This is a genomic window from Micromonospora sp. NBC_01392 (genome assembly GCF_045040125.1).
Taxonomy (GTDB): Bacteria; Actinomycetota; Actinomycetes; order Mycobacteriales; family Micromonosporaceae; genus Micromonospora.
Map to the genome: position 1 here is coordinate 6,858,742 of NZ_CP109549.1, position 24,395 is coordinate 6,883,136.

The 24,395-nt window shown below is 73.7% G+C and carries 22 protein-coding genes; 7 read left to right on the top strand and 15 right to left on the bottom strand.

Annotation, left to right across the window (positions count from 1 at the left end):
- Window positions 1-89: 89 nt before the first annotated feature.
- Window positions 90-353, top strand: a complete 264-nt coding sequence (locus tag OG767_RS30150) for a hypothetical protein (RefSeq protein ID WP_405091482.1) — start codon at window positions 90-92, stop codon at window positions 351-353.
- 2 nt (window positions 354-355) lie between these two features.
- Here OG767_RS30150 and OG767_RS30155 read toward each other — a convergent pair whose 3' ends face one another.
- The 5 genes from OG767_RS30155 to OG767_RS30175 all read right to left on the bottom strand — a co-directional run bounded on the left by OG767_RS30155 (window position 356) and on the right by OG767_RS30175 (window position 8,802).
- The gene (locus tag OG767_RS30155) at window positions 356-1,765 is read right to left on the bottom strand and encodes a class II fumarate hydratase (protein WP_405091483.1); all 1,410 of its coding nucleotides are present in this window, start codon (window positions 1,763-1,765) and stop codon (window positions 356-358) included.
- 44 nt (window positions 1,766-1,809) lie between these two features.
- Complete coding sequence (locus OG767_RS30160; protein WP_405091484.1) at window positions 1,810-4,791, bottom strand: BTAD domain-containing putative transcriptional regulator; 2,982 nt, start codon at window positions 4,789-4,791, stop codon at window positions 1,810-1,812.
- Window positions 4,792-5,015: 224 nt separating this feature from the next.
- Window positions 5,016-6,683, bottom strand: a complete 1,668-nt coding sequence (locus OG767_RS30165) for a fumarate hydratase (protein WP_405091485.1) — start codon at window positions 6,681-6,683, stop codon at window positions 5,016-5,018.
- A gap of 77 nt (window positions 6,684-6,760) precedes the next feature.
- Entirely contained in the window at window positions 6,761-8,194 is a 1,434-nt protein-coding gene (locus OG767_RS30170) for a PQQ-binding-like beta-propeller repeat protein (RefSeq protein WP_405091486.1), read from the bottom strand.
- 101 nt (window positions 8,195-8,295) lie between these two features.
- Window positions 8,296-8,802, bottom strand: a complete 507-nt coding sequence (locus tag OG767_RS30175; protein WP_405091487.1) for an Lrp/AsnC family transcriptional regulator — start codon at window positions 8,800-8,802, stop codon at window positions 8,296-8,298.
- Window positions 8,803-8,940: 138 nt separating this feature from the next.
- Between OG767_RS30175 and hppD the strand changes: the two genes are divergently transcribed.
- The 4 genes from hppD to hisC all read left to right on the top strand — a co-directional run bounded on the left by hppD (window position 8,941) and on the right by hisC (window position 13,095).
- Window positions 8,941-10,146 carry a 4-hydroxyphenylpyruvate dioxygenase gene (gene hppD, locus OG767_RS30180; protein ID WP_107161699.1) on the top strand — a complete coding sequence of 402 codons (1,206 nt, stop codon included), beginning with the start codon at window positions 8,941-8,943 and terminating at the stop codon, window positions 10,144-10,146.
- Between the two features lie 10 nt (window positions 10,147-10,156).
- Complete coding sequence (locus OG767_RS30185; RefSeq protein WP_405091488.1) at window positions 10,157-10,870, top strand: RDD family protein; 714 nt, start codon at window positions 10,157-10,159, stop codon at window positions 10,868-10,870.
- 114 nt (window positions 10,871-10,984) lie between these two features.
- Window positions 10,985-11,995, top strand: coding sequence for an RDD family protein (locus OG767_RS30190; RefSeq protein ID WP_405091489.1), 1,011 nt, complete (start codon window positions 10,985-10,987; stop codon window positions 11,993-11,995).
- Window positions 11,992-13,095, top strand: a complete 1,104-nt coding sequence (gene hisC, locus OG767_RS30195) for a histidinol-phosphate transaminase (protein ID WP_405091490.1) — start codon at window positions 11,992-11,994, stop codon at window positions 13,093-13,095. Before OG767_RS30190 ends, hisC begins: the two co-directional genes overlap by 4 nt.
- A gap of 73 nt (window positions 13,096-13,168) precedes the next feature.
- Here hisC and OG767_RS30200 read toward each other — a convergent pair whose 3' ends face one another.
- The 5 genes from OG767_RS30200 to OG767_RS30220 form a co-directional block, all read right to left on the bottom strand.
- Window positions 13,169-14,422: a PQQ-binding-like beta-propeller repeat protein gene (locus OG767_RS30200; protein WP_405091491.1), complete on the bottom strand. Its 1,254-nt coding sequence runs from the start codon at window positions 14,420-14,422 to the stop codon at window positions 13,169-13,171.
- 134 nt (window positions 14,423-14,556) lie between these two features.
- Window positions 14,557-15,039: an SRPBCC family protein gene (locus OG767_RS30205; protein ID WP_405091492.1), complete on the bottom strand. Its 483-nt coding sequence runs from the start codon at window positions 15,037-15,039 to the stop codon at window positions 14,557-14,559.
- Window positions 15,040-15,150: 111 nt separating this feature from the next.
- Window positions 15,151-15,360, bottom strand: coding sequence for a DUF397 domain-containing protein (locus OG767_RS30210; RefSeq protein ID WP_107161711.1), 210 nt, complete (start codon window positions 15,358-15,360; stop codon window positions 15,151-15,153).
- A gap of 161 nt (window positions 15,361-15,521) precedes the next feature.
- Window positions 15,522-16,721: a fumarylacetoacetase gene (gene fahA / locus OG767_RS30215; protein ID WP_405091493.1), complete on the bottom strand. Its 1,200-nt coding sequence runs from the start codon at window positions 16,719-16,721 to the stop codon at window positions 15,522-15,524.
- The gene (locus OG767_RS30220; protein ID WP_405091494.1) at window positions 16,718-17,584 is read right to left on the bottom strand and encodes a hypothetical protein; all 867 of its coding nucleotides are present in this window, start codon (window positions 17,582-17,584) and stop codon (window positions 16,718-16,720) included. Before OG767_RS30220 ends, fahA begins: the two co-directional genes overlap by 4 nt.
- 93 nt (window positions 17,585-17,677) lie before the next feature.
- Here OG767_RS30220 and OG767_RS30225 point away from each other — a divergent pair, with 93 nt between their 5' ends.
- Window positions 17,678-18,844 carry a homogentisate 1,2-dioxygenase gene (locus OG767_RS30225; RefSeq protein ID WP_405091495.1) on the top strand — a complete coding sequence of 389 codons (1,167 nt, stop codon included), beginning with the start codon at window positions 17,678-17,680 and terminating at the stop codon, window positions 18,842-18,844.
- 52 nt (window positions 18,845-18,896) lie between these two features.
- On the opposite strand, the gene OG767_RS30230 is transcribed toward OG767_RS30225, so the two are convergent.
- The 3 genes from OG767_RS30230 to OG767_RS30240 are packed head-to-tail and all read right to left on the bottom strand — an operon-like array spanning window position 18,897 to window position 22,344.
- Window positions 18,897-19,937: an NAD(P)-dependent alcohol dehydrogenase gene (locus OG767_RS30230; RefSeq protein WP_405091496.1), complete on the bottom strand. Its 1,041-nt coding sequence runs from the start codon at window positions 19,935-19,937 to the stop codon at window positions 18,897-18,899.
- Window positions 19,931-20,944, bottom strand: coding sequence for a tetratricopeptide repeat protein (locus OG767_RS30235; protein WP_405091497.1), 1,014 nt, complete (start codon window positions 20,942-20,944; stop codon window positions 19,931-19,933). Before OG767_RS30235 ends, OG767_RS30230 begins: the two co-directional genes overlap by 7 nt.
- 47 nt (window positions 20,945-20,991) lie before the next feature.
- Window positions 20,992-22,344 (bottom strand): BTAD domain-containing putative transcriptional regulator, encoded by a 1,353-nt coding sequence (locus OG767_RS30240; protein ID WP_405091498.1) that lies wholly within the window; start codon window positions 22,342-22,344, stop codon window positions 20,992-20,994.
- 187 nt (window positions 22,345-22,531) lie between these two features.
- Here OG767_RS30240 and OG767_RS30245 point away from each other — a divergent pair, with 187 nt between their 5' ends.
- Entirely contained in the window at window positions 22,532-23,053 is a 522-nt protein-coding gene (locus tag OG767_RS30245) for a hypothetical protein (RefSeq protein ID WP_405091499.1), read from the top strand.
- 36 nt (window positions 23,054-23,089) lie between these two features.
- On the opposite strand, the gene ispF is transcribed toward OG767_RS30245, so the two are convergent.
- Together ispF and ispD are read right to left on the bottom strand one after the other, a co-directional pair.
- Entirely contained in the window at window positions 23,090-23,572 is a 483-nt protein-coding gene (gene ispF, locus OG767_RS30250; protein WP_405091500.1) for a 2-C-methyl-D-erythritol 2,4-cyclodiphosphate synthase, read from the bottom strand.
- Window positions 23,573-23,670: 98 nt separating this feature from the next.
- Entirely contained in the window at window positions 23,671-24,366 is a 696-nt protein-coding gene (ispD, locus tag OG767_RS30255) for a 2-C-methyl-D-erythritol 4-phosphate cytidylyltransferase (RefSeq protein WP_405094351.1), read from the bottom strand.
- Window positions 24,367-24,395 lie beyond the last annotated feature (29 nt).

Sequence of the window (24,395 nt, forward strand, 5' to 3'; positions counted from 1 at the left end):
TGGACCGTCCCGCTCCCCCGGCCGGGCGGTCCCACCCCCGCCGGGGCGGCAGCGACAGCACCGACGACTCAGCTCGAAAGGGACCGCACATGCCGCTACCTGACCGGCCCCACCTACCGCTACGCCCGCTCTGGCTCTGCCGGACGTGCGGCACGCCCTGGCCGTGCGCCGACGCGCGCCTCACCCTGCTCGACGAGTACGCGGGCGACCCGGTCGGGCTCAGCGTCTATCTCTGCGGCGTGCTCCACGAGGCGACCGCCGACCTGCACCGGCTGCACCCGGCCGAACGGCTCGACCCGGCCGCCCTGTTCGCCCGCTTCCTCGGCTGGGCACGACGACGGGCCATGCCCTGACCTCAGGGGTGCGTCATCCGGAGCAGGTCCAGCGCCTCGTCCAACTGGGTCTCGGTGAGCTTGCCCGAGTCGACGTGCCCGCGCGAGATCACCACCTCGCGGATGGAGACCTGCTTGGCCAGCGCCTCCTTGGCGATCGAGGCGGCCTCGTCGTACCCGAGATGGCGGTTGAGCGGGGTGACGATCGACGGCGAGCCCTCCGCGTACGCCAGGCAGACCTCGGCGTCCGCGACCAGGCCGGCCACCAGGCGCTCGGCGAAGAGCCGGCTGGACGCGGCGATCAGCTTGATCGACTCCAGCAGGTTGCGGCCCATGACCGGGAGCATCACGTTCAGCTCGAAGTCGCCCTGCGAGCCGGCGAAGGCCACCGCCGCGTCGTTGCCGATCACCTGCGCGCAGACCTGCCGCATCGCCTCGGCCACCACCGGGTTGACCTTGCCCGGCATGATCGACGAGCCGGGCTGGAGGTCGGGGATGCGCAGCTCGCGCAGGCCCGCGCGAGGACCGGAACCCATCCAGCGTACGTCGTTGGCGATCTTGTAGAGGCCGACCGCGACGGTGCGGAGCTGCCCGGACGTCTCCACCAGCGCGTCCCGCGCGCCCTGCGCCTCGAAGTGGTTGCGTGCCTCGGACAGCGGCAGGCCGGTCGACTCCCGCAGCCGCCCGATCACCTTGCCCGCGAACCCGAGCGGGGTGTTGATGCCGGTGCCCACCGCGGTGCCGCCGAGCGGCAGTTCGCCCAGCCGGGGCAGCGCCGACTCCAGCCGCTCGACGCCGTAGCGGACCTGGGCGGCGTACCCGCCGAACTCCTGCCCGAGCGTGACCGGCGTGGCGTCCATCAGGTGCGTCCGGCCCGCCTTGACCACGGTCTCGAACTCGGCCGCCTTCGCCTCCAACGCCATGGCGAGCTGCGTCAAGGACGGGAGCAGATCCTCCACCACGAACTGGGTGGCGGCCAGGTGGATCGAGGTCGGGAACACGTCGTTGCTGGACTGCGACGCGTTCACGTGGTCGTTCGGGTGCACGTCGCGGCCCAGCTCGCGGCTCGCCAACGACGCGATCACCTCGTTGGTGTTCATGTTGGACGACGTGCCGGAACCGGTCTGGAACACGTCCACCGGGAACTGGTCGTCGTAGCCCCCGGCGGCGACGTGCGCGGCGGCCGTGGCGATCGCCTCGGCCACGTCCGCGTCGATCACGCCCAACTCGCCGTTGACCTGGGCAGCCGCCCCCTTGATCTGGGCCAACGCCTTGATCTGGGCCGGTTCGAGCCCGCGCCCCGAGATCGGGAAGTTCTGCACCGCGCGCTGGGTCTGCGCCCGCCACAGCGCCTCGGCGGGCACCTCCACCTCGCCCATCGAGTCACGTTCGATCCGGTAACCGGTCGCCTCTGGAGTCGTCACGCGTACCATCCTGCCGCGCCGCCGGCCGGTACGCAGGGAAAGCGACGCGGGCCTCAGCCCAGCTCGGCCAACAGCTCCTCGGTCGCCCGCTGACCCGGGGACTCGATCTGACGGAACAACACCAGCGCCCGGCCGGCGTACCGACGGGCCTGCCCGGCGTCAGTGTCGCGCAGGCACCGGGCCAAGCCGTCCAGTGCACGGGCCTGCTCGTAGCGGGCCCCGAGCCGGGTCGCGTCGGCGAGCACCCGGCGGTGCAGGTCGAGCGCGCTGGCCACGTCACCCTGGTCGAGCAGCGCCTGGGCGAGCAGGTTGCGCGAGGCGCACTGACCGATCCGATCGCCGGAATCGGTCACCACCACCAACGCCTCCCGGTGCAGGTCGGCCGCCCGCTCGGGCCGGCCGACCCGCCGCTGGAGGGTGCCCATCTCGTTGAGCACCTCCGCCTCGCCGTACCGGCCGACGTACTTCTTCTTGAGGCGCAGGGCGACCCGCAGCAGCCGTTGGGCCGGCTCCAGGTGACCCATCCGGTGCCGGATCATGCCGGTGTGCGCGACCGCGTTCGCCAACTGCCGGAAGTCCCCGTTCTGCCGCGCCAACACCAGGTGGGACCGGCTGAGCCGCAGCGCCTCGGCGTGGCGGCCGGCCGACAGCAACGCGTAGGCCACGTTGTTGATCAGGTTGGCCAGCTCCGCCGTGTGGTCGGCGCCGCGAATCATCTGCATCGCGGTGTCGAGGCACTCCATCCCCTGCTGGTGATCCCCGTTCGCCGAGTAGGACACCCCGAGGTTCCACAACGACACCCGCATCTCGTCGCGGAGCCCGAGCCGCCGGCGGATCTCCAGGGCCCGCCGCATCAACCGGATGGCCTCGGGAAACCGGGCCTGCCGGTAGTAGACCGAGGACAGGTAGTTGTAGATGGTGCCCACCGCCGCCTCGTCACCGAGCGCCTCGGCCGCACGCAGGCCGACGGTGTGCGTCTCCAGCAGGTCGTCCAGGTGTCCACTGTCGAAGTTGGCCCGCCAACAGGCCCGGGCGAGCTGCCAGCAGTGCCGCCGGAAGCCCTCCACCTCGGCGAGCTGGACCAGCGCGGTCAACAGCGCCGCGTGCGCGTCGAACCAGGCCCGGCCCTGCGGGAGCGTGGCGTCGACCAGATCGGGCCGGCGCGGCGGGTTGGCGGGCAGGGACCGCAGGCTGCCCGCCGACTCGATCGTCCGGGAGATCGCCGAGGCCACGTCGAGATGATGGTCCAGCAGCCGTTCCAGGGCCGCCCGGCGCTCCCCGGCCCGGCCGGGCTCGGCGAGCAGCGTCCGGGCGTACTCGCGGATCAGGTCGTGCAGCCGGTAGCGGCCCGGGTCGGCCTCCTCCACCAGGTGCGCGTCCACCAGCTCGTCGAGGAGATCCTGCGCCTCGGCCAGAGGGATGTCGGCCAGCGCGGCGGCCACCCGGTTGTCGAACCCGCCACCCGGTGGCAGACCGAGCAGCCGCAGCATCCGCTGCGCCGTGGGCGACACCTGGGCGTACGAGAGCGCGAACGCCTGCCCGACGGACCGCTCCCCGGCGGCCAGCTCGGCCAGCGGGTCCCGGCTGGTGGCCAGCCGTTCGGCCAGGTCCGCGACCCGCCAGCGGGGCCGGTGCGCCAGCCGGGCCGCCGCCAGGCGCAGCGCAAGCGGCAGGTGCCCGCAGCGTCGCGCCACCTCGGCAGCCGCCTCCGGTTCGGCGGCGACCCGGTCCCGGCCGACGATCCGGCCGAGCAGCTCCACCGCCTCCTCCGGGTCGAGCACGGGCAGCGACGACGGGCGCCCCTCGTCCAAGCCGACCAGTCGGCCGCGGCTCGTGATGAGGACGAGGCAGTCCGGGCCGTTCGGCAACAGCGGCGTGACCTGCGCGCTGTCGGCCGCGTTGTCGAGCACCACGAGCGCGCGGCGGCCGGCCAGCTCGGTACGCCACAGCGTCAACCGGTCGGCCAGATCCAGCGGCATCCGCTCCGGCGGCACCCCGAGCTGGCGCAGCAGGACCGCCACCGCCGCAGCGGGGGTCAACGGCATGCGCTCGCTGTGCCCGTGCAGGTCGACGAAGAGATGCGCGTCCGGGTAGCGGTCACCGAGGGCGGCGGCCAGGTGCACCGCCAGCGTGGTCTTGCCGCTGCCGGCCATGCCGTCGATGAGCTGGACCCGGACCCGGTCCTCCTCGATCTCCTTCACCAGCCGGACCACGGTCTGCTGCCGGCCGGTGAAGTCACTTATCGCCCGCGGCAGCGAACGGACCGGCACGGTGGACCGGTGCTCCGCGACCCCCAGGGCCAGGTCGCCGGCGAGCACCCGCTGGTGCAGGTCCTGCAACTCCGGACCGGGCTCGATGCCCAGCTCCTCGGCGTACAGTCGGCGACCCTCGCGGTAGACGGCGAGCGCGTCGGCCTGCCGGCCCACCGCGGCGAGGGCCCGCATGAGCTGGCCGCGCAGCCGCTCCCGCAGCGGGTTCCGCTCGACGCTCTCGACCAACTCGTCGACCAGGTCGGTCGCCGGCCGCAGGCGCAGCTCGATCTCGACGCGCTCCTCCAACGCCGCCAGTCGCTGCTCGTCGAGGGCCAGCGCCCGCCGGCGTACGCTCCGGCTGGGAATGCCGCTGAGCGCCGGCCCCCGCCAGAGGGCCAGCGCGGCCCGGTAGTGGCGTCGCGCCTCCTCGGACTGGCCGGCGGCGACCGCGGCCCGCGCGGCGTCCACCGCCCGGCCGAAGATGTCGGCGTCGAGGTCGTCCGGTGCGACCCGGATGCCGTAGCCGGCCGGATCGGTGACGATGACGTCCGGCGGCAACCCCAGCACCGCGAGGCGCTGTCGCAGTCGCGACACGCAGATCTGCAGTTGGGCCCGGGCGGTGGCCGGCGGACGGTCCTCCCAGACGGCGTCGATCAGCTCGTCGAACGGCACCACACGACCGGCGCGCAGCAGCAGGAGGGCGAGCACGGTCCGGTCCCGACCTGCGGTTACGGTGGCTTCGCCCCCGCCTACCCGCAGTGGTCCCAGGATCCCGAACCGCATGCGCCGCCCCCGTACGCCTTTGTGCACTTACTGCAGCGTAACCCGCTGGTCACCGCACGACGCGTCGAGACGATAGTGATGTGATAGCGGATCGACAGCGCCGCCGGACAGACTCGTCGCGGTTGTCGGTGACGACATCCGACGGGGGCGGTGCGCCCGTCCGGTCGCGAGGCCGGGCGAGCGCACCGATGTCGGAAGATGGAACCGGGCCGCGCGGAGCGGCGTCAGCGACGGCCGACGGTGAGCACCGGCTTGGTGACCTCGGCGAAGAAGTCGTTGCCCTTGTCGTCGACCACGATGAAGGCCGGGAAGTCCTCCACCTCGATCCGCCAGACCGCCTCCATGCCCAACTCCGGGTATTCGAGCACCTCGACGTGCTTGATGCAGTCCTGGGCCAGCCGGGCCGCCGGGCCCCCGATCGAGCCGAGGTAGAACCCGCCGTGGGTGTGGCAGGAGCGGGTGACCTGGGCGGACCGGTTGCCCTTGGCCAGCATCACCATCGAGCCGCCGGCCGCCTGGAACTTCTCCACGTAGGCGTCCATCCGGCCGGCCGTGGTGGGGCCGAACGAGCCGGAGGCGTAACCCTCGGGGGTCTTGGCCGGGCCGGCGTAGTAGACCGCGTGGTCGCGCAGATATTGCGGCATCGGCTCGCCCGCGTCCAGCCGCTCGGCGATCTTGGCGTGCGCGATGTCCCGCGCGACGACCAGCGGGCCGGTCAGGGACAGGCGCGTCTTCACCGGGTACTTCGACAGCTCGGCGCGGATCTCGTCCATCGGCCGGTTCAGGTCGACGCGGACGACAGTCTCGGTGTCCAGCGTCTCGTCGGTGACGTCGGGAAGGTAGCGGGCCGGGTCGGTTTCGAGGCGCTCCAGCCACACGCCCGACGGGGTGATCTTGGCAACCGCCTGCCGGTCGGCGGAGCAGGAGACCGCGATGGCGACCGGACAGGACGCGCCGTGCCGGGGCAGCCGGACCACCCGCACGTCGTGGCAGAAGTAGCGCCCACCGAACTGCGCGCCGATGCCGAAGTTGCGGGTCAGCTCCAGCACCTCCGCCTCCAGCTCCAGGTCGCGGAAACCGTGCGCGCTCATCGAACCCTGCGTCGGCAGCGCGTCCAGGTATTTCGCGGAGGCGTACTTGGCGGTCTTCAACGCGTACTCCGCGGAGGTGCCGCCGATGACGATGGCCAGGTGGTAGGGCGGGCAGGCGGCGGTGCCGATCAGCCGCAGCTTCTCCTCCAGGAACTGCATCATCCGCGTCGGATTCAACAGCGCCTTGGTCTCCTGGTAGAGGTAGGACTTGTTGGCCGAGCCCCCACCCTTGGCCATGAACAGGAACTTGTACGCGTCCGGGTGGCCGTCCGGGTCCTCGGCGTACAGCTCCACCTGGGCCGGCAGGTTGCTGCCGGTGTTCCGCTCGTCCCACATGGTCAGCGGCGCGAGCTGCGAGTAACGCAGGTTCAGCTTCGTGTACGCCTGGTAGACGCCGCGCGAGATCGCCTCCGCGTCGGTGCCGTCGGTGAGCACGTGCCGACCGCGCTTGCCCATCACGATCGCGGTGCCGGTGTCCTGGCACATCGGCAGCACGCCACCGGCCGCGATGTTGGCGTTGCGCAGCAGGTCGAGCGCGACGAACCGGTCGTTCGGCGAGGCCGCCGGGTCGTCGATGATCGACCGGAGCTGGGCCAGGTGGGCCGGGCGCAGGTAGTGGGCGATGTCGTGCATGGCCTCGGCGGTCAACGCGGTCAACGCGGCCGGCTCCACGGTGAGGAAGCGGCGGCCACCCGGGCCGTTGACGACGTCCACGCCCTCGTCGGTGACCAGGCGATATTCCGTCTGGTCGGGACCGGTCGGCAGGAGGGGCGCGTACGAGAAGGCGGTGGCACTGCTCATGACCGAAAAGCCTAGGGCAGAGCGGTCGATCGGTGACACCCGCCGGTGGGGTCCTGGGACGCCGATCTCACCCGGCGTCACTTCCCGTCGGCGCAGAGTTCCTTCTTCGGCCCGCAGTCGCCCCGGCCGCCCGGGGGACGCCAGGTGTCGCCCGGGTCGGGCGCCGGCACGGCACCCTGGTCGGCCGGCGGCGCTCCGGTGCCACCGGTGCCCCAGCGGACGTACCCGATCTCCCGCCCCTCGCCGACGATCATGCCGTTCGGGCCGACCGCCAGCGCGTTCGCCGACGTGCGCAGCTCGGCCAGCACCCGACCGCCGCGCGGCTCGACCGCGACCAGCCGGGACGGTTTCTCCTCCGTGATCACCACCGCGTACGGGGTGAGCGCCGCGCCACTGCGGCTGCCGGCCGGCCGCGTCCACCGGGTCCGGTCGGCGGACAGCTCGCGGCCGAGCAGCGAGTCCTTGTCGGCGCTGCGCACCACCGCGTACCGGTCGTCGACGGCGAGCAGCTTCTCACCCTCCGCGCCCACCTGGAGCAGCCGGCCGTCGTAGCCGTCGAGCACCGCCTCCCGGCCGTCCGGGGCCACCCCGATGAGCACGTTGCGGGCACCCTGCGGGTCCTCCCGCTGCACGCAACCGGCGGCGTCCGCGGTACGCAGGTTGATCCCGGCCCGTCGCCACACCTGCTGGCCGGTGGCCGGGTCGACGGCGGTGACGACGAAGTAGCAGCTCCCGTCGCGGGAGGTGGCCGCGACCCGGAGCAGCCGGCCGCCGACCACCGCGAGCCGCTCCTCCCGACCGGGCTGGACGTTCTGGAGCACCCGGCCGGTGGCGGTGTCCACCACGTGCACCCGGCCGTCGACCGGGAAGCCGAGCAGCGGCGGGACCGACTCCGGCCCGGCCACCCCGCCGTCGATACGGGTCGCGCCCAGCCGGCGGGTGCCGAGCAGCTCCGGATTGTCGGCGAGCACTCCGCTGTGCACGCCGGGCAGGAACGCGCTCCACAGCGGAGCGGTGCCGCGCGGGTCCCAGGCCCGCAGCGTGCAGTCGGTGGCCTGCACGCAGTACGCGTCGAGCAGCAGGTTGCGGTACGTCCAGACGGCGATCGCGCGCTCGTCGCGCCGGCGGGTCACGCCGGTGGTCGGGTCGAGGACCTCGTACCCCTTGTCGAGCAGCTTGCCCACGGCGACGACCGACTCCCGGCCGGTGCCGGCCACCGCCGACCAGTCGGCCTTGCGCTCCCAGAGCTGGCTGCCGTCGGCGAGCTTGCGGGCCTCGATCCGGGTGCGCTGCTCGACGATCACGGTGTCACCGGCGATGGTGACGCTGCGCGGGGTGCCACCGACGCGTTGCTGCCAGACCACGTCCGGCTCGGAGATCGGCTTGCTCCGGTCGACCCAGTCCCAGAGCCGGGGGAAGGGGTTCCAGACGCCGGTGGCGGCGAGCACGACCACGGTGATGAGCCCGAGCAGCAACCAGCCGCGTATGCCTAGGCCCTTCACACCGGACACGGTAGCGACGATCACCGTTCCCCGGGCTCCGTGCGGGGCGTGTCGCGCCGCTTCTTGCCCGGCCCGAGGTGTTAGAGGGGGCCCCGTCTCTACCGGAGGCGTTAAGCGGGGGCCCTTCCTTCGCCGCGGGCGGCGGAGCGCACGAGGGGCAGCGTGCGGTAGGGGATCTGCTCGGCGAGCGCGATGATGGTGGAGGCGCGCCGGATCGCCTCCGAGGCGACGATCTGGTCGATGACCCGCTGGAGGTCGGTGTTCGACCGGGCCACGATGCGGCAGAGCAGGTCGCTGGAGCCGGTGATGGTGTGCGCCTCCAGCACCTCCGGGATGGCGGCCAGGTGCGCGGTGACCTGATCGTGGCCGTGCCGCTGGCTGATCTCCAGGGTGACGAAGCTGGTCACCCCGAAACCGATCGCGGCCGGGGAGATCTCCGGCCCGAAGCCGCCCACCACGCCCCGGCCGACCAGCTTGTCGAGCCGGGCCTGCACGGTGCCCCGGGCCACGCCGAGCCGCCGGGAGCACTCCAGCACCCCGATCCGGGGTTCCTCGGCGAGCAGTTCGATCAAGCGCGCGTCCAATTCGTCGAGCTGTACATCCTGACCAGTGTTCACGGTGTTTGACGATACCGAATGCGCAACCTGACCAGGAAAACTGCTAACTATTGCCCAACCGGAGGCGGTCCGGAGATGCTCGCCGGAAGCACATCCACGGCGGCCCACGAGGCCGGCCGGTACGCGAGGGAGGCCACCATGACCCAGGCGATCGACCGACCCCAGTTGACCGAGGAGGTCGACGCCGACGTGCTCGTCGGCGCCGTCAACCACGACATCAGCCGGGACCCGTTCCCGGTCAAGGGCCTCGACCACCTGCACTTCCTGGTCGGCAACGCCAAGCAGGCGGCGCACTACTACTCCACCGCCTACGGCATGACCTGCGTGGCGTACCGGGGGCCGGAGCAGGGCTACCGCGACCACGCGCAGTACGTGCTGACCAGCGGCTCGGCCCGGTTCGTGCTGACCGGCGTGGTGCGTCCGGGCGCCGACGGCGAGGCGCACGTGGCGAAGCACAGCGACGGCATCTCCGACATCGCGCTGGAGGTGCCGGACGTGGACGCCGCGTACGCGCACGCCACCGCGCAGGGCGCGACCGGCCTGCTGGAGCCGCACGACGTCAGCGACGAGCACGGCACCGTCCGGATGGCGGCCATCGGCGCGTACGGCGACACCCGGCACACGCTCGTCGACCGGTCCCGCTACACCGGGCCGTTCCTGCCCGGCTTCGTGGCCCGCGCCCCGATCGTGGACCGCCAGCCGATGATCGACGCCGGCCTCCAGCCGAAGCGCTTCTTCCAGGCCGTCGACCACGTGGTCGGCAACGTGGAGCTGGGCCGGATGGACGAGTGGGTCGAGTTCTACAAGCGGGTCATGGGCTTCAGCAACATGGCCGAGTTCATCGGCGACGACATCGCCACCGACTACTCCGCGCTGATGAGCAAGGTGGTGGCCAGCGGCACCCGCAAGGTGAAGTTCCCGCTCAACGAGCCGGCGGTGGCCCGCAAGAAGTCGCAGATCGACGAGTACCTGGAGTTCTACCAGGGCCCCGGCGCCCAGCACGTCGCGGTCGCCACCAACGACATCCTGGCCAGCGTGGACGCCATGCGGGCGGCCGGCGTCGAGTTCCTGGACACCCCGGACTCCTACTACCAGGACCCGGAGCTGCGCGCCCGTATCGGCAACGTGCGGGTGCCGATCGAGGAGCTCCAGTCCCGCAAGATCCTGGTGGACCGGGACGAGGACGGCTACCTGCTCCAGATCTTCACCAAGCCGGTGCAGGACCGCCCCACCGTCTTCTTCGAGCTGATCGAGCGGCACGGCTCCCTCGGCTTCGGCAAGGGCAACTTCAAGGCCCTGTTCGAGGCGATCGAGCGGGAGCAGGAGAAGCGCGGCAATCTGTGACACTGTCCGCGTGACCCAGCCTCCCCCGAACACGACGCCGCCGCCCGCCGGGCCCCCGCCCGTGGGCGGCGGCTTCGCGCCGCCCAGCGGCCCGGCGGTGCCCGCACAGCCCATCCCGCAGACGTACCCGCCGCTCCCCGGCTACCCGCCGCCCCCACCCGGGTACGCCCCGCACGTCGCGCCCGCGCCACCGGCCCTGGCCCCGAACGGCCAGCCGCTTGCCGGGTTCGGCGAGCGGCTGGTGGCCTGGCTGATCGACACGGCGGTCGCCACCGCGGTGGCGATGGTGCTCTTCGCGCCCGTCTTCATCTGGCTCGTCCTCCGCATGATCGACCGGATGCCGGCGCCCGGCCCGGACGGCACCGTGGCCGAGCCCGACCCGTTGGTGATCTTCGGCGACTTCCTCCTGCCGGTGCTCCTGGCCGAGCTGGGGCTGTTCCTCCTGCTGCTGGTCTTCTACTGGCTCTACCACGTGGAGTACGCCCGCCGGACCGGGCAGACGCTCGGCAAGAAGGTGATGAACCTGCGGATCATTCCGGCCCGACCCGACGCCACGCTGACCCGCGGGATGCTCGGCAAGCGCTACCTGGTCGAGTTCGTCGCCGCCTCGCTGGTGCCGTTCCTCAACTACCTCGACGGCCTCTGGCAGCTCTGGGACAAGCCCTGGCAGCAGTGCCTGCACGACAAGGCTGCCGGCACGGTCGTCGTTAAGGTTGCACCGTGAGCGTGAGGAGCGAGCCGGGCCTGCGAGCCCCGCAGTCGCGAACTGAAGGGGCATCGTGAGCGTGAGGAGCGAGCCGGGCCTGCGAGCCCCGCAGTCGCGAACTGAAGGGGCACCGTGAGTCTGGAACCTGGCTGGTACGTCGACCCCGCCGAACCGGAGACCCGCCGCTGGTGGGACGGGGAGGGCTGGATCGGTGCGCCGATCCCGGTCGACGTCACCCCGCCCGACGGTCCACCGCCCGCCGAGCCCGAACCGGCCGCCACGACGCCGGCCGCCGGCTCCGCCCCCGACCGGCCGACCTCCGGCGCGCCGGGTGGCCCCACCGGTCAGCCGGCCGGGCCGGTCCCGACGGGTCAACCCGGCCCCGGCTGGGGACAGCCCGGGCAGCCGGGCCAGGCGGGCCCGTGGCCCGGACAGCCGGGTCAACCCGGCCAGGCCGGCCAGGCGCACCCCGGCCACCCCGGACAGCAGGGGCCGCCGCCGGGGTGGCCGTACCCGCAGTGGCCGGGCCGGCCTCCGGTGCCGCGTCCGCACGGGCTGCCGCTCGCCTCGTACGGTGCCCGGCTGGTCGCCCGTCTCATCGACCTGGGCGTGGTGTTCCTGCTCAACGTGGTGGTGAACGGCTGGTTCGTCTACCGCTACTTCGAGGCGATCGAGCCCTATCTGCGGGAGACGATGCGTCGGGCGTTGAACGGCGACACCTCCACCGAGGGGCTGCCCCAGATCGACGACCAGGCCGGCGGGTTGCAGGTCGCCATCCTGCTGATCGCCACCGCGCTCTGGTTCGCGTACGAGGTGCCGTCGATGGCGGCGCGCGGGCAGACGTTCGGCAAGCGGGTGGCCCGCGTACGCGCGCTGCCGATCGACGCGGACCAGCCGCTCGGCTTCGGCCGGGCCACCCGGCGGTGGAGCACGATGGGCCTGCCCACGCTGCTCTGGTACTGCTGCGGGCTGGGCCTGCTGCTCCAGTTCGTCGACGCCGTCTCGCCCCTGTTCGACCAGCCGCTGCGCCAGGCGCTGCACGACAAGCGGGCGCAGACCGTGGTGGTCCAACTCCCCCGCAACCGGCCCGACCCCCGTACCGCCCCGCGCGACCGCGCCGACCCCCCGGGAGACACCCCATGACCGAGACCGGACGTCACCAGCCTCCGCTGCGGCTCACCCGCGTCGACCTGGACGCGCTGCCCAACTACGTGCCCGGCCGCAGCCCCGCCGACCTGGCCCGGGAGCTGGGCCTGGCCGAGGCGATCAAGCTGGCCAGCAACGAGGTGCCGTACGGCCCGCTGCCCGGCGTGGTGGAGGCGGTCACCGAGGCGGTCGCCGGCTCGCACCGCTACCCGGACATGGGCGTGGTCGCGCTGCGCCAGGCGCTCGCCGAGCGCTACGGCGTGGACGCCGACCGGATCGCCACCGGCTGCGGTTCGGTGGCGCTGGCCGAGCACCTGGTCCGGGCCACCTGTCTGCCCGGTGACGAGCTGCTGTACTCGTGGCGCTCGTTCGAGGCGTACCCGATCATCGCGGCGACCAGCGGCGCGACCAGCGTGCGGGTGCCGAACGACGCCGGCCACGGGCACGACCTCGCGGCGATGGCGGCGGCGGTGACCGACCGGACCCGGATGATCCTGGTCTGCAACCCGAACAACCCCACCGGTACGGCGGTGCGCAAGGCCGAGCTGGACCGCTTCCTCGACACGGTGCCGGACGACGTGCTCGTGGTGATCGACGAGGCGTACCGGGAGTTCGTCACCGACGCCGAGGTGCCGGACGGCCTGAGCTACCTGCACCGGCCGAACGTCGCCGTGCTGCGCACGCTGTCCAAGGCGTGGGGCCTGGCCGGCCTGCGGATCGGCTGGCTGGTGGCCGCGCCGGCCGTGGCCGCCGCCGTCCGCAAGGTGGTCACCCCGTTCTCCACCAGCACGGCCGCCCAGGCCGGCGCGCTGGCCGCGCTGGCCCAGGCCGACGAGGTGCAGCGGCGCTGCGCGCTGGTGGTGGCCGAGCGGGACCGGGTCACCGAGGCGCTGCGCAAGTTCGTGCCGGACGTGCCGGACAGCCAGGCCAACTTCGTCTGGCTGCCGCTGGGCGACCGGGCGATCGAGTTCGGCAAGGCGTGCGAGGCGCGCGGCGTGATCGTGCGGCCGTTCCCGGGCGACGGCGTACGGGTCACCATCGGCACCCCGGCCGAGAACGACGCGTTCCTGGCCGCCGCCGAGGCCGCCCTCGCCTGACGTGCAAGGAGGGGCCCCTGCTTAACGCCTGGCGTCGAGAAGGGGCCCCTTCTCACCGGCCGGCGCCGGCCGCTCAGGTGGCAGCGAGCAGCACCGACTCGGCCATCAGGAACCAGCCCTGGTCGTCGTCGGCCTCGGTGGCGTGCTCCCGCACCCGTTCCACCGCCACGTAGCCGTCCACCGCGTACGCCCGGCCCGGTCGCCACCCGATCCCGTCCCGCCCGACGTCCAGCACGAACTCCGACCGGGACGCGCCGGTGAGCGGGTCCAGCGTGACCAGTTCCCGCCGGTCGGTCAGCAGATGCACCCGGCCCGGCTCCTGGGCGAGCACCCGGGCCGGGTGGACGTCGGCCCGGCGCCACAGCTCCTCGCCGGTGCGGGGGGACCGCCCGACCACCACGCCGCCGGACGTGTCCACCACCCGCTCACCGTCCAGCACCGAGCCGGGGGCGTCCAGACCCGGCGCGGCCACCGGCTCGCCGGGATCCGTCACCAGCCAGCCCCGGCTGTGCTCGCCGCCCGGCCCGGCGGTACGCAGACCACGACAACCGGAGTGCCCGTCGCGGCAGCCGACCGGCGTGACCACGAGTTGGCCCGGCGCGTCCGGTGGCCGCCAGCGGGTCCGTACCGCGCCGGTCCCCGCGTCCCGCAGCTCGACCGCGGCCGGTCCCGCGCAGGTGTCCACCCCGACCAGGTCGCCGCTCGCGGTGCTGCCCACGTCGGTCCGGCAGCCCCGGCCGACGTCGGCACGCCAGAGCCGGCGGCCGTCGGCCAGCGCGTATCCGCCGACCGCGCCCGGACCGGCGGCGAGCAGCACGTCGCGGCCGTCGGCGGTGCGGGCGACGTGCAGGCCGGCCGGGTCCCAGACCGGGGCCGCGAACGTGCGGCGGGGCTTCGGCACCGACCCCGGCTCCGGTCCGTCGGCCCGCCAGGCCACCCGCCCGGTACGCGCGTCCAGCGCCACCAGCTTCCCGTCGGACCAGCGGCTGACCACCGTGGTGCCCTCGGTGAGCACCCCGACCAGCGTCGCCGGCCACCGGCGGTAGGACCAGAACGGGGTCACCCGGTGCCGGCCGGTGACCGGCTGGTCCGCGTACACCTGGCGGGTGCCGGCGTAGACGCGGAGCCGGCCGTCCACGACCAGCGGCGCCACCGGCAGCCGCCCGATCACCCCGACGGTCGGTGCGGGCGCCTCCGGGTACGGGTCCCGGGCCACGGTCTCGACCTCGGCCGGCGCCAGCACCCGGGCGACCACGGCGACCGACGCCGCGACGGCCAGCACCGCCACCAGCGCCACCACGGCCCGCCGCCTGCCGGCCTTCGCCATCCGCCACCTCCGCCCCGGCACCCTACCGGCCGGGGCCGGGCCGCGATCCGGTCGCCCGGCCGACGGCAGGGAAGGTCAGCCCGAGCCGTGGGCCGGGGTAACCACGAACGCGCCCGCGGCACGGTGTGGTGGGCTCAGGCGGCCTCGGTGGAGCGGGTGGGACCGGCGGCCAGCGCCAGGTCGGCCAGGTCACGCCGGAGCGCGCTGTCCACCGCCCGGGCGGCCAGGCCGCCGAGGATCAGCGCCAGCACCCGGCCGTACGGCCGGTTCGGCACCGCCTCCTGCTCGACGGTGACCTCGGTGCAGCCGCGCCGCCGCCGCTCGACGGTGCGCAACGTGAAGGTGATCCGGTAGTCGACGCCGGACCCGGGTGAGCCGAGCACCAGGCGGCGCGGGGCGACGGCCTCGACCACCTCGAACTCCTCCGGCTCGGCCCCGCCGTCCGGCCGGAGGCGGGTCTCCCGCCAGGTGGTGCCCGGCCCGAACGCACCGTCGGTGAGCACCTCGACCGCGCCGACCGCGGAGAGCCAGTCGGCGCGCGCCGGGAGGTCGGTGAGCAGGCGCCAGAGGTCGGCGTCCTGCGCCTCGATGAAGGCGGAAACGGTCACCGTCGACATGGCACCTCCCGTGTCGTCCACGGTACGGCCCGTCACCGATGTGGGGGAGCCCCACCGTGACATTTCCGCCGCCGGTGCCCCCACGGCGGGACACCGGGTCGCCGGGATCGATCAGTCGCGGAAGGCGTCGCGTCGCAACGCCGTTACGAACGCGCTCCACCCCGGCGGGCTCACCGCGAGCGTCGGACCGGTCGGGTCCTTGGAGTCGCGTACGCCCACCACGCCGTGCGCGGCCACCACGTTCGTGGCCACCTCGACGCAGAGGCCCTGATCGTTGGAACGGCTGCTGGTCCGCCACACGGCACCGATCAGCTCGGTCATGCTCGGTCCTTCCTGTGTTTCCTGCTGGATGCGCCCGGACCGGCACCGCCCAGGGCCGGCACCGCCCGGGGCGCACCCGATCCGCGTCGATCAACGCGCGAGGAAACGGCCCTGGTCGCACAGTGGGTGCGACCAGGGCCGTGGGCTCGGAAAGCCGGATCTCAGCGGGCCGGGAGGACCGTCCCGGTGACCTCGCCGAGCGCGATCGTGGTGCCGTCCGGTCCGGGCGCGGTGGCGGTGATCGTCACCGTGTCGCCGTCCTCCAGGAACGTCCGCTGGCTGCCGTCGGCGAACTTCACCGGCTCGGACCCGCCCCAGGTGAGTTCCAGGAACGAGCCGACCTGGCCACGTTCCGGCCCGGACACGGTGCCGGAGGCGTAGAGGTCGCCGGTGCGCAGCGACGCCCCGTTGACGGTGAGGTGCGCGAGCTGCTGGGCCGGCGTCCAGTACATGGTGGCGAACGGCGGCTCGGCCACCCGCTCGCCGTTCCACTCCACCGACAGCGTCAGGTCCAGCCCGAGGTGCGGGGTGTCCCGGAGGTACTCCTGCACCGGCGGGTCCTGGTCGGGCGCGGGCACGAACGCGTCGGCGAGCGCGTCCAGCGGGGTGACCCAGCCGGCGACCGAGGTGGCGAACGACTTGCCCAGGAACGGGCCGAGGGGTTGGTACTCCCAGGCCTGGATGTCCCGGGCCGACCAGTCGTTGACAAGCACCACGCCGAAGACGTGGTCGGCGAAGTCGGCCACCGGGACCGCCTCGCCGAGCCGGCTCGGCACGCCGACCACGAAGCCGACCTCGGCCTCGATGTCCAGGCGTACGGAGGCGCCGGTGGTGGGGCCCTGGGCGCTGGCGCGCTGCCCGGCGGGGCGGACCACGGGCGTGCCGGAGACGACCACCGTGCCGGCCCGGCCGTGGTAGCCGATCGGCACGTGCTTCCAGTTCGGCAGCAGCGGCGGCTGACCGGGCCGGAAGATCTGGCCGACGTTCGAGGCGTGGTGCTCCGAGGAATAGAAGTCGACGTAGTCCGCCACCTCGAACGGCAGCAGCAGCTCGATCTCACCCACCGGCACCAGCAGCGGCTCCACCGCCGGCCGGTGCGCCGGATCGGTGAGCAGCTCGGTGACGCGCTCCCGGACGGCGCTCCACTGCGGCCGGCCGAGCGCCAGGAACGCGTTCAACGTCTGCCGGCCCAGCGCGCCGCCGGCCAGCACCAGACCGGCGGCCTCCGCGCCGGCCAGGTCCAGCACGAGGTCGCCGATGCGGACGCCGACGCGCGGCTCGCGGTCGCCGTGCCGGAACACGCCGTACGGCAGGTTCGTCACCCCGTACGGCGAACCCGCCGCCCCCTCAACCCAGCTCACGATTCGAAGCCTCCGTTCACCAGCCCCAGCCGGATCAGATCGGTAAGTGGTTCGGAGATGCTGCACGACCCGTACCCGACCCAGAGCGGGCGTTGCGCCTCGCGCCGGCCCCGGGCGGCCTCGACCACGCGCACCACGTCGGTGACGGCCAGCAGTTCGGCCACGCCGTCCACGTCGGCGCCATCGACCGCGGCCAGCGTGGCGGCCAGCACGTTGACGAAACCGTGGTGGGTGAAGCCGGTCTCCGGGTCGCGGTGCCGGATCGCGTGGTGCAGCCCGGCGGTGAGCTTGAACGGCAGGTCGCGGTCCCGGCAGGCGCAGATGACGGCGGCCAGCTCGACCGGGGTCGGGAACAGTTCGGCGGCCAACCCGCCGGTGCGGAACTTGGCCGCCACCGGCAGTCCGCCGGCCCGGGCGTCGGCGAGCGCGTCCAGCGCCCCCATCAGCCCGAAGGTCAGCGGGATCTCCGCGTAGACGGCGGTGTCGTCGAGCCGCCCGGCGAGCGCGACCAGCTCGGCGAGGCCGGGCTGCGGGTCCTCGCCCCGCTTGGCGACCGGCGCCTCGACCTGCCGGGCGGTGACGCCGTCCGGCGTCAGGGCGGCGAGCGCGGCGGGCAGCCGGTCGAGGCCGGTGTCGCCGATCAGCCCGATGACGAAGCCTTCGGACGGGTCCACCCGGCCGTGCAGCGCGCCGTCCTCGATCTCCGAGGCGGGCAGCAGCAGCGGGCCGACCAGGCCGGCGTACCAGGCGTCCCGGTGCCGGCGGTGCGCGGTCACCGCGTCGGGCAGCGCGGCGTTGCCGGGCGGAAAGACCGCGGCGTCGTCGACCAGGCCGGTGAGGAGGCGGGGCACCTGCGTTGACACGAGAGAAGAATGTACGGGACGCTACGAGGAACGGACAACCGCGTCCGATTATCGGACGCCACCGGCCGGCCAACGGGACATAACGGAGGCGACATGCCGTACTACCGCAGCGTGGGCGAGGTGCCCCGCAAGCGCCACACCCAGTTCCGGCAGCCCGACGGCACGCTCTACGCCGAGGAGCTGGTCGGTCAGGAGGGCTTCTCCTCCGACTCGTCGCTGCTCTACCACCGGCACGCGCCGACCGCGATCCTCGCCGCCGAGGAGTTCGCCCCGCCCACCGTCACCCGGGTGCCGAACCTGCCGCTCAAGCCGCGTCACCTGCGCACCCACAAGCTCGACGGCGGCGGGGCGGACCCGGTGCTCGGCCGGCGTTACCTGCTCGCCAACGACGACGTCCGGATCGCGTACGTGCTGGCCGACCGGCCGTCGCCGCTGTTCCGCGACGCCACCGGCGACCACTGCCTCTACCTGGAGTCCGGCTCGATGCGGGTGGAGTCGCCGTTCGGCGTGCTCGACGCGGTGGCCGGCGACTACGTCGTCATCCCCACCTCGACCATCCACCGCCTGGTGCCGACCGGTGACGAGCCGACCCGGCTGCTCGCCGTCGAGGCGTCCGGCCACATCGGCCCGCCCAAGCGCTACCTCTCCGTACGCGGGCAGTTCCTGGAGCACTCGCCCTACTGCGAGCGCGACGTCCGGGGACCGGACACCCCGCTGCTGGTCGACGGCGAGGAGGTGGAGGTGCTGGTCAAGCACCGGCGCGGGTGGACGAGGTACGTCTACGCGAACCACCCGTTCGACGTGGTCGGCTGGGACGGGCACCTGTACCCGTGGGCGTTCTCCATCCACGACTTCGAGCCGATCACCGGGCGGATCCACCAGCCGCCGCCGGTGCACCAGACGTTCCAGGGCCCGAACTTCGTGATCTGCTCGTTCGTGCCGCGCAAGGTCGACTACCACCCGGCCGCCATCCCGGTGCCGTACAACCACCACAACGTCGACTCCGACGAGATGCTGTTCTACACCGGCGGCAACTACGAGGCCCGGCGCGGTTCCGGCATCGAGCAGGGCTCGATCTCGCTGCACCCGTCCGGCTTCACCCACGGCCCGCAGCCGGGCGCCGCCGAGCGGTCGATCGGGGCGGACTTCTTCGACGAGCTGGCGGTCATGGTCGACACGTTCCGCCCGCTGGACCTCTGCGACGCGGGCACCGCCTGCGAGGACGACGGCTACGCCTGGACCTGGGCGCGCAAGCCCTGACGTACGCGACGAGGGGCCGCCCGGAGGCGGCCCCTCGGCACCGGTCGGAGCGTCAGAACGTGGACGCGTCGATGACGAAGCGGTAGCGCACGTCGGACGCGAGCACCCGCTCGTACGCCTCGTTGATCTTCTCGGCCGGGATCACCTCGATCTCGGCGCCCAGCCCGTGCTCGGCGCAGAAGTCGAGCATCTCCTGGGTCTCCGCGATGCCACCGATGCTCGACCCGGCGAACGACCGCCGGCCCGGGATCAGCGAGAACGCGTGCACCGACAGCGGCTCCTCCGGGACGCCCACGTTGACCAGCGTCCCGTCCACCGCGAGCAGCCGCAGGAACGCGTTCATGTCGATGGTCGCGCTCACCGTGTTGATGATCAGGTCGAACGAGCCGGCCAGTTCCGTGAACGTGCCCTCGTCGGAGGTCGCGAAGTAGTGGTCGGCGCCGAGCCGCAGCCCGTCCTCCCGCTTCTTCAGCGACTGGGACAGCACCGTCACCTCGGCGCCCATCGCGTGGGCCAGCTTCACGGCCATGTGGCCGAGACCGCCCATGCCGATCACGGCCACCTTCCGGCCCGGCCCGGCGTTCCAGTGCCGCAGCGGCGAGTACGTGGTGATGCCGGCGCAGAGCAGCGGCGCGGCGGCGTCCAGCTCGATGCCGTCCGGGATGCGCAGCACGAAGTCCTCGGTGACCACGATGGCCTGCGAGTAGCCGCCCTGGGTCGGCTTGCCGTCCCGGCCCACGCCGGCGTACGTGCCGGTGCTGCCCTTCAGGCAGTACTGCTCCAGGCCCTTGCGGCAGCTGTCGCACTCCCGGCAGGAGTCGACCAGGCAGCCGACGCCGACCCGGTCGCCGACGGCGAACTTCGTCACCGCGGAGCCGACCTCCCGCACCACGCCGGCGATCTCGTGGCCGACCACGATCGGGTAGCGGGTCGGCCCCCACTCGCTGCGCGCGGTGTGGATGTCGGAGTGGCAGATGCCGGCGAACTTGATGTCGATGAGGACGTCGTCCGGGCCGAGGTCCCGCCGCTCGATGGTGGTCGGCGTGAGCGGGTCGGTCGCGGACGTCGCCGCGTAGGCGTTGACAGTCAGCATTCGACTTTTCTACCCCGGTTGAGCAGGGCGAATCCGGCGACCACCGAGGCCGTGACGGCGCCCACCAGCGGCCACGGGCCGCCGACCAACGCGTAGACCACCAGCAGCACCGGCGCGGCGGCCCCCGCGTAGACGGCCGGCGCCAGCCCCCGGGACATCGCGTCCCGCGCGCCGGGCAGCCGGCTCACCGGCCGCCAGGCCAGCAGCCCCACCCCGACCGCCGCCAGCACCGCGAGCAGCCGGGACGCGACCGGCGCGGTCGGTCCCAGCGCGGCGACCAGGACGGCGGCGGCCAGCGACCAACCGGCGGCGGCCAGCACGAGCCGGCGTACGCCCGCGTCGACGGCACGCACCGGATCGGGGCCGGGCGGGGAGATGTCGGCCACCTCGGTCAGGTGCTCCAGCGTCTCCGCGTAGCGCCGTCGCTCCAGCCGGGCCACGCCCGGGTCGCGCCCCGCGCCGGCCAGCTCCGGGTCCAGCCGCAACGCCTCCCGGTAGGCCCGCTCGGCCAGGTCGAACAGCTCCAGCCGAACCGCGACCAGGCCGAGCACGAGGTGCGCCTCCGGCTCGTCCGGCGTCAGCTCGACGCCCCGCCAGGCCGCGTTCAGCGCCGGCTGCCCGTTGCGCGAGGCGGACAGGATGGCGGCGGCGCTGCGCTGCGCGTACGCGTCGGTCGGGCCCAGCGCCAGGAGTTCGTCCGCGGTGCCCGCGGCGGCCTTCCAACGCTCCAGGTCGAGCAGCGCGAACCCGCGTGCGACAAGCGCCGGCGCGTTCCCCGGCGCGGCGGCGACCGCCGCCTCGGCCACCGCCAGCGCCTCGGCGGGACGACCGGCGGCGAGCTGCATCCGGGCCAGCATGGTCAGCGCGGCGAGGTGCGCGGGCTCCGCCGCGATCAGCGCGGCGAGCTCGCCGATCCCCTCGTCGTAGCGACCCAGCTCGGCGAGGAGATGGGCGCGTTGCAGGTAGCCGTCGGCGGCGGACTGGTCGGGGGCGGCGTCACTCGGCATCCCGGCGAGCCTAGCCGCCCCGGCTCGTCAGCTGCCCGTCAGCGCGGTCAGATGCTGCGGCAGGACGCGCCCGCCCCGCCCCCGCAGGTCCCGAGGCTGCACCACCTGCGCAGGCCGCTCTCGTCCAGGAACAACCATCCGCAGCGTTCGTCCGGGCAGGCCCGAACCGTGAGCCGGCCCGGATCGGCGAGCAGTTGCGCGGCGCTGAACGCGGCGGCGTGCACGGGCAGCCGCAGCCCGGCGGCGAGGTCGATCCACCAGCGACCGCGCCCGTCCGCCGCCCACCGGAACACCGCCGTCCGGGCAGCCGCCCCGGCGGCGCGGGCGACCGCGTCGAAGGCCCGACGGTCCGCCGGATCGACCATGCTGGCGTAGAGCGCGGCCCGCAGCGTACGGGCCTCGGCGAGCACCGCCTCCGCGGTGCCGGGGTCACGTCGGGCGAGGTGCAGCAGGCGGTTCACCGACACCTCGTCGGTCAGCCCGACGTGACCCGCCCAGACGGCGAGCGTCCGGTAGCCGCGCAGCCACTCCGCGCCGGGCAGGGGAGAGTCCCGACCCCACCCCGCGTACGTGTTGCAGAAGTCGAGCGCGGGATGGCCGCCGACGCTCCACGGCAGGCTCTCGTCGCGGACCCGGACCTCGTACACCGGCCGCCCGGACCGCTCCAGCCGGTCGTCACCGGCGAGCACCCGGCGGTGCACCTCCCGCAGCCGGGGCCCCGGCTCGACGCCGACGTCCGCCGCGAGCCGCTCCCGCGTGGTGCGGTAGAGCCGCAGCGCGTCGGCCCGCCGGGCCCCCCGGTACAGCGCGGTCATCAGGACGGCCACGAGCTGTTCCCGGGTGGGGTGCCGGGCCGCCAGCGGCAGCAGATCCGCGATCGCCGGCCCGTGCCGGCCCAACGCGAGCTGCGCCTCGGCGCGCAGCTCCACCGCGACCAGGCGAAGCTCCTCGACGGTTCCGTGCAGCCGGTCGCGCAGCTCGCCGTCCGCCACGTCGGCGAGCAGCGGCCCCCGCCAGAGGGCCAGCCCCCGGTCGAGCAGCCGTACCCGCGCGTCCGGCTCGGCGGTGACGCCGGCCGCCCGGACCAGGTCGCCGAACTCGTCGACGTCGACCCGATGCCCGACCCGGTCGACGACGTAGCCCCCGCCCCGGGTGCCGATCCGCACCCCGTACGGATGCAACGCGGCCCGCAGCCGCCCGACGTACGTCTGCACCGCGCCCCGGGCCGCGGCCGGTGGCCGGCCGTTCCACAGCAGGTCGGCGAGCCGGTCGGTCGACACCACCCGGCCCGTGTCGAGCAGCAGCAGTCCGAGCAGGCAGCGCTCCTGCCGCCGGACGCCGAGCTCGACGGTCCGGCCGTCGTGGCGGGCCTCGAACGGCCCGAGCAGGCGGAACTCCATACCGAACAGGACGGGGGGACCCGGGCCGGCGGTTGTCACCCGGCGGTGAGCGCGTGGTGGGCGGCCCGGTCGCCGGGCGGGGACGGCCGAACGATCGACCCGACTGCCGGGGCGAAAGCGGTGAGCCGGTGGTGAGCCGGCGGCACGATCCTGGTCCGGCCCCGGTCAGCAACAGGATGGAGTGACCATGCGAGTCAGGATGAGCGCCGCGGTGACGGCGGTCGTGACGGCGGTCGTGGCGAGCCTTTCCGGCCCGGCATCCGCCGCCGACCGTTCTCCGGGCGCCTGGGTGCCGGCGCCGCAGGAGGCGTTCGAGTTACCCGCCGGCGCCCGGTGCACGTTCGCGGTTCGGGTGGAGCCGATCGTCGACGAGGTGCGGATGCTGACGCTGGAGACCTACCCGGACGGCTCACCGAAGCGGGAGCTGTTCACCGGCGCCCTGCTCGACCGGGTGACCAACCTGGAGACCGGCGCCACCTCCACGGCCGACGCGAGCGGCACCTCGCTCGTCGTCCACGGCACGGACGGGTCGATGACCTGGTACGTCACGGGCCCGGTGTTGCTCGGCTTCCGGGAGAACGCCGGCACGCTGCCGAAGGGGCTGTGGATCGTCGACGGCCAGTTCCGGGTGGCGTTCACGCCCACCTTCGACAAGACCATCACGATGCTCCACGGCACGACCCACAACGTCTGCACCGACGTAGACTGAACCCCGGCCCGGCGACCGGCGTCCCCGGTCGCCGGGTCACGCCGTCGGCGCCTCGTACACCAGCGCCACCGCGATGCCGGCCAGTCCTTCGCCGCGACCGGTGAAGCCCAGGCCGTCGGTGGTCGCCGCGGACACGGTGACCGGCGCGCCGACCGCCTCGGAGAGCACCCGCTGCGCCTCGTCCCGACGCGACCCGATCCGGGGCCGGTTGCCGACCACCTGCACCGACACGTTGCCGATCACGAAGCCGGCCGCCCGCACCCGGCGCGCGCTCTCGGTCAGCAGCGCCACCCCGGAGGCGCCGGCCCACTCCGGCTGGTCGACACCGAAGTTGGCGCCCAGGTCGCCGAGGCCGGCAGCGGAGAGCAACGCGTTGCAGGCGGCGTGCGCCACCACGTCGGCGTCCGAGTGGCCGGCCAGGCCGTCCTGGTCGGGCCAGTGCAGGCCGGCGACCCAGCAGGGCCGACCGGCCGCGAACGCGTGCACGTCGGTGCCGACGGCCACCCGAGGAACGATCATGACGCCGAGCGTACGCGTACGCCGTGATCAAGGAGTTCGGGTCACCGTCGGGCCGGACGGCGACGCGAACCCCTTGGTCAATCCCGCAGGGTCGCCGGTCAGGCGCCGGTGGACAGGAGGTGTTCGGCCAGGGTCAGGTCGAACGGGCGGGTGATCTTCAGGGCCAGCTCGGAGCCGGGCACGCAGAACACCGCGACGCCCTGCTTCTCCACCAGGCCGGCGTCGTCGGTGAGTGGATCACCTGCCGCCCGGTGCGCGGCGGTCAGCACCGGCCGGCGGAAGCCCTGCGGCGTCTGCACCGCGCGCAGGACAGCCCGGTCGACGGTGCCGAGCACCCGCTCGGCGGCGTCGACCTCCTTGATCGTGTCGACCACCGGCAGCACCGGGATCACCGCGTCGTGCCCGCCACGGACCGCCGCGGCCACCGACTCGACCAGCTCGGGCGGGGTGAGCGCCCGCGCCGCGTCATGGACCAGGACGATCTCCGGCCCGGCCGGCACGGCGGCGAGCGCCGCCGCGACGGAAGCCTGGCGTTCGGCGCCGCCGGGCACCACGGTCACCGGCGCCACCGGGGCCAGCAGCGCCCGCACCGATTCGACGTCGGCGGCCGGCGCGGCCACCACGATCGTGTGCACCGACGGCGCGGCGGCGATCCGGCGGACGGCGTGCACCAGCAGCGGCTCGCCGCCGAGCGCCCGGAGCGCCTTGGGAGCGCCGGGACCGAGGCGTACGCCGGCACCGGCCGCAGGAACGAGGACCGCGACGTCACCGCGCGGATTGAGCTGCGCGGTCACGTCGCGGTCCTCGGTTTCGTTCATGGTGC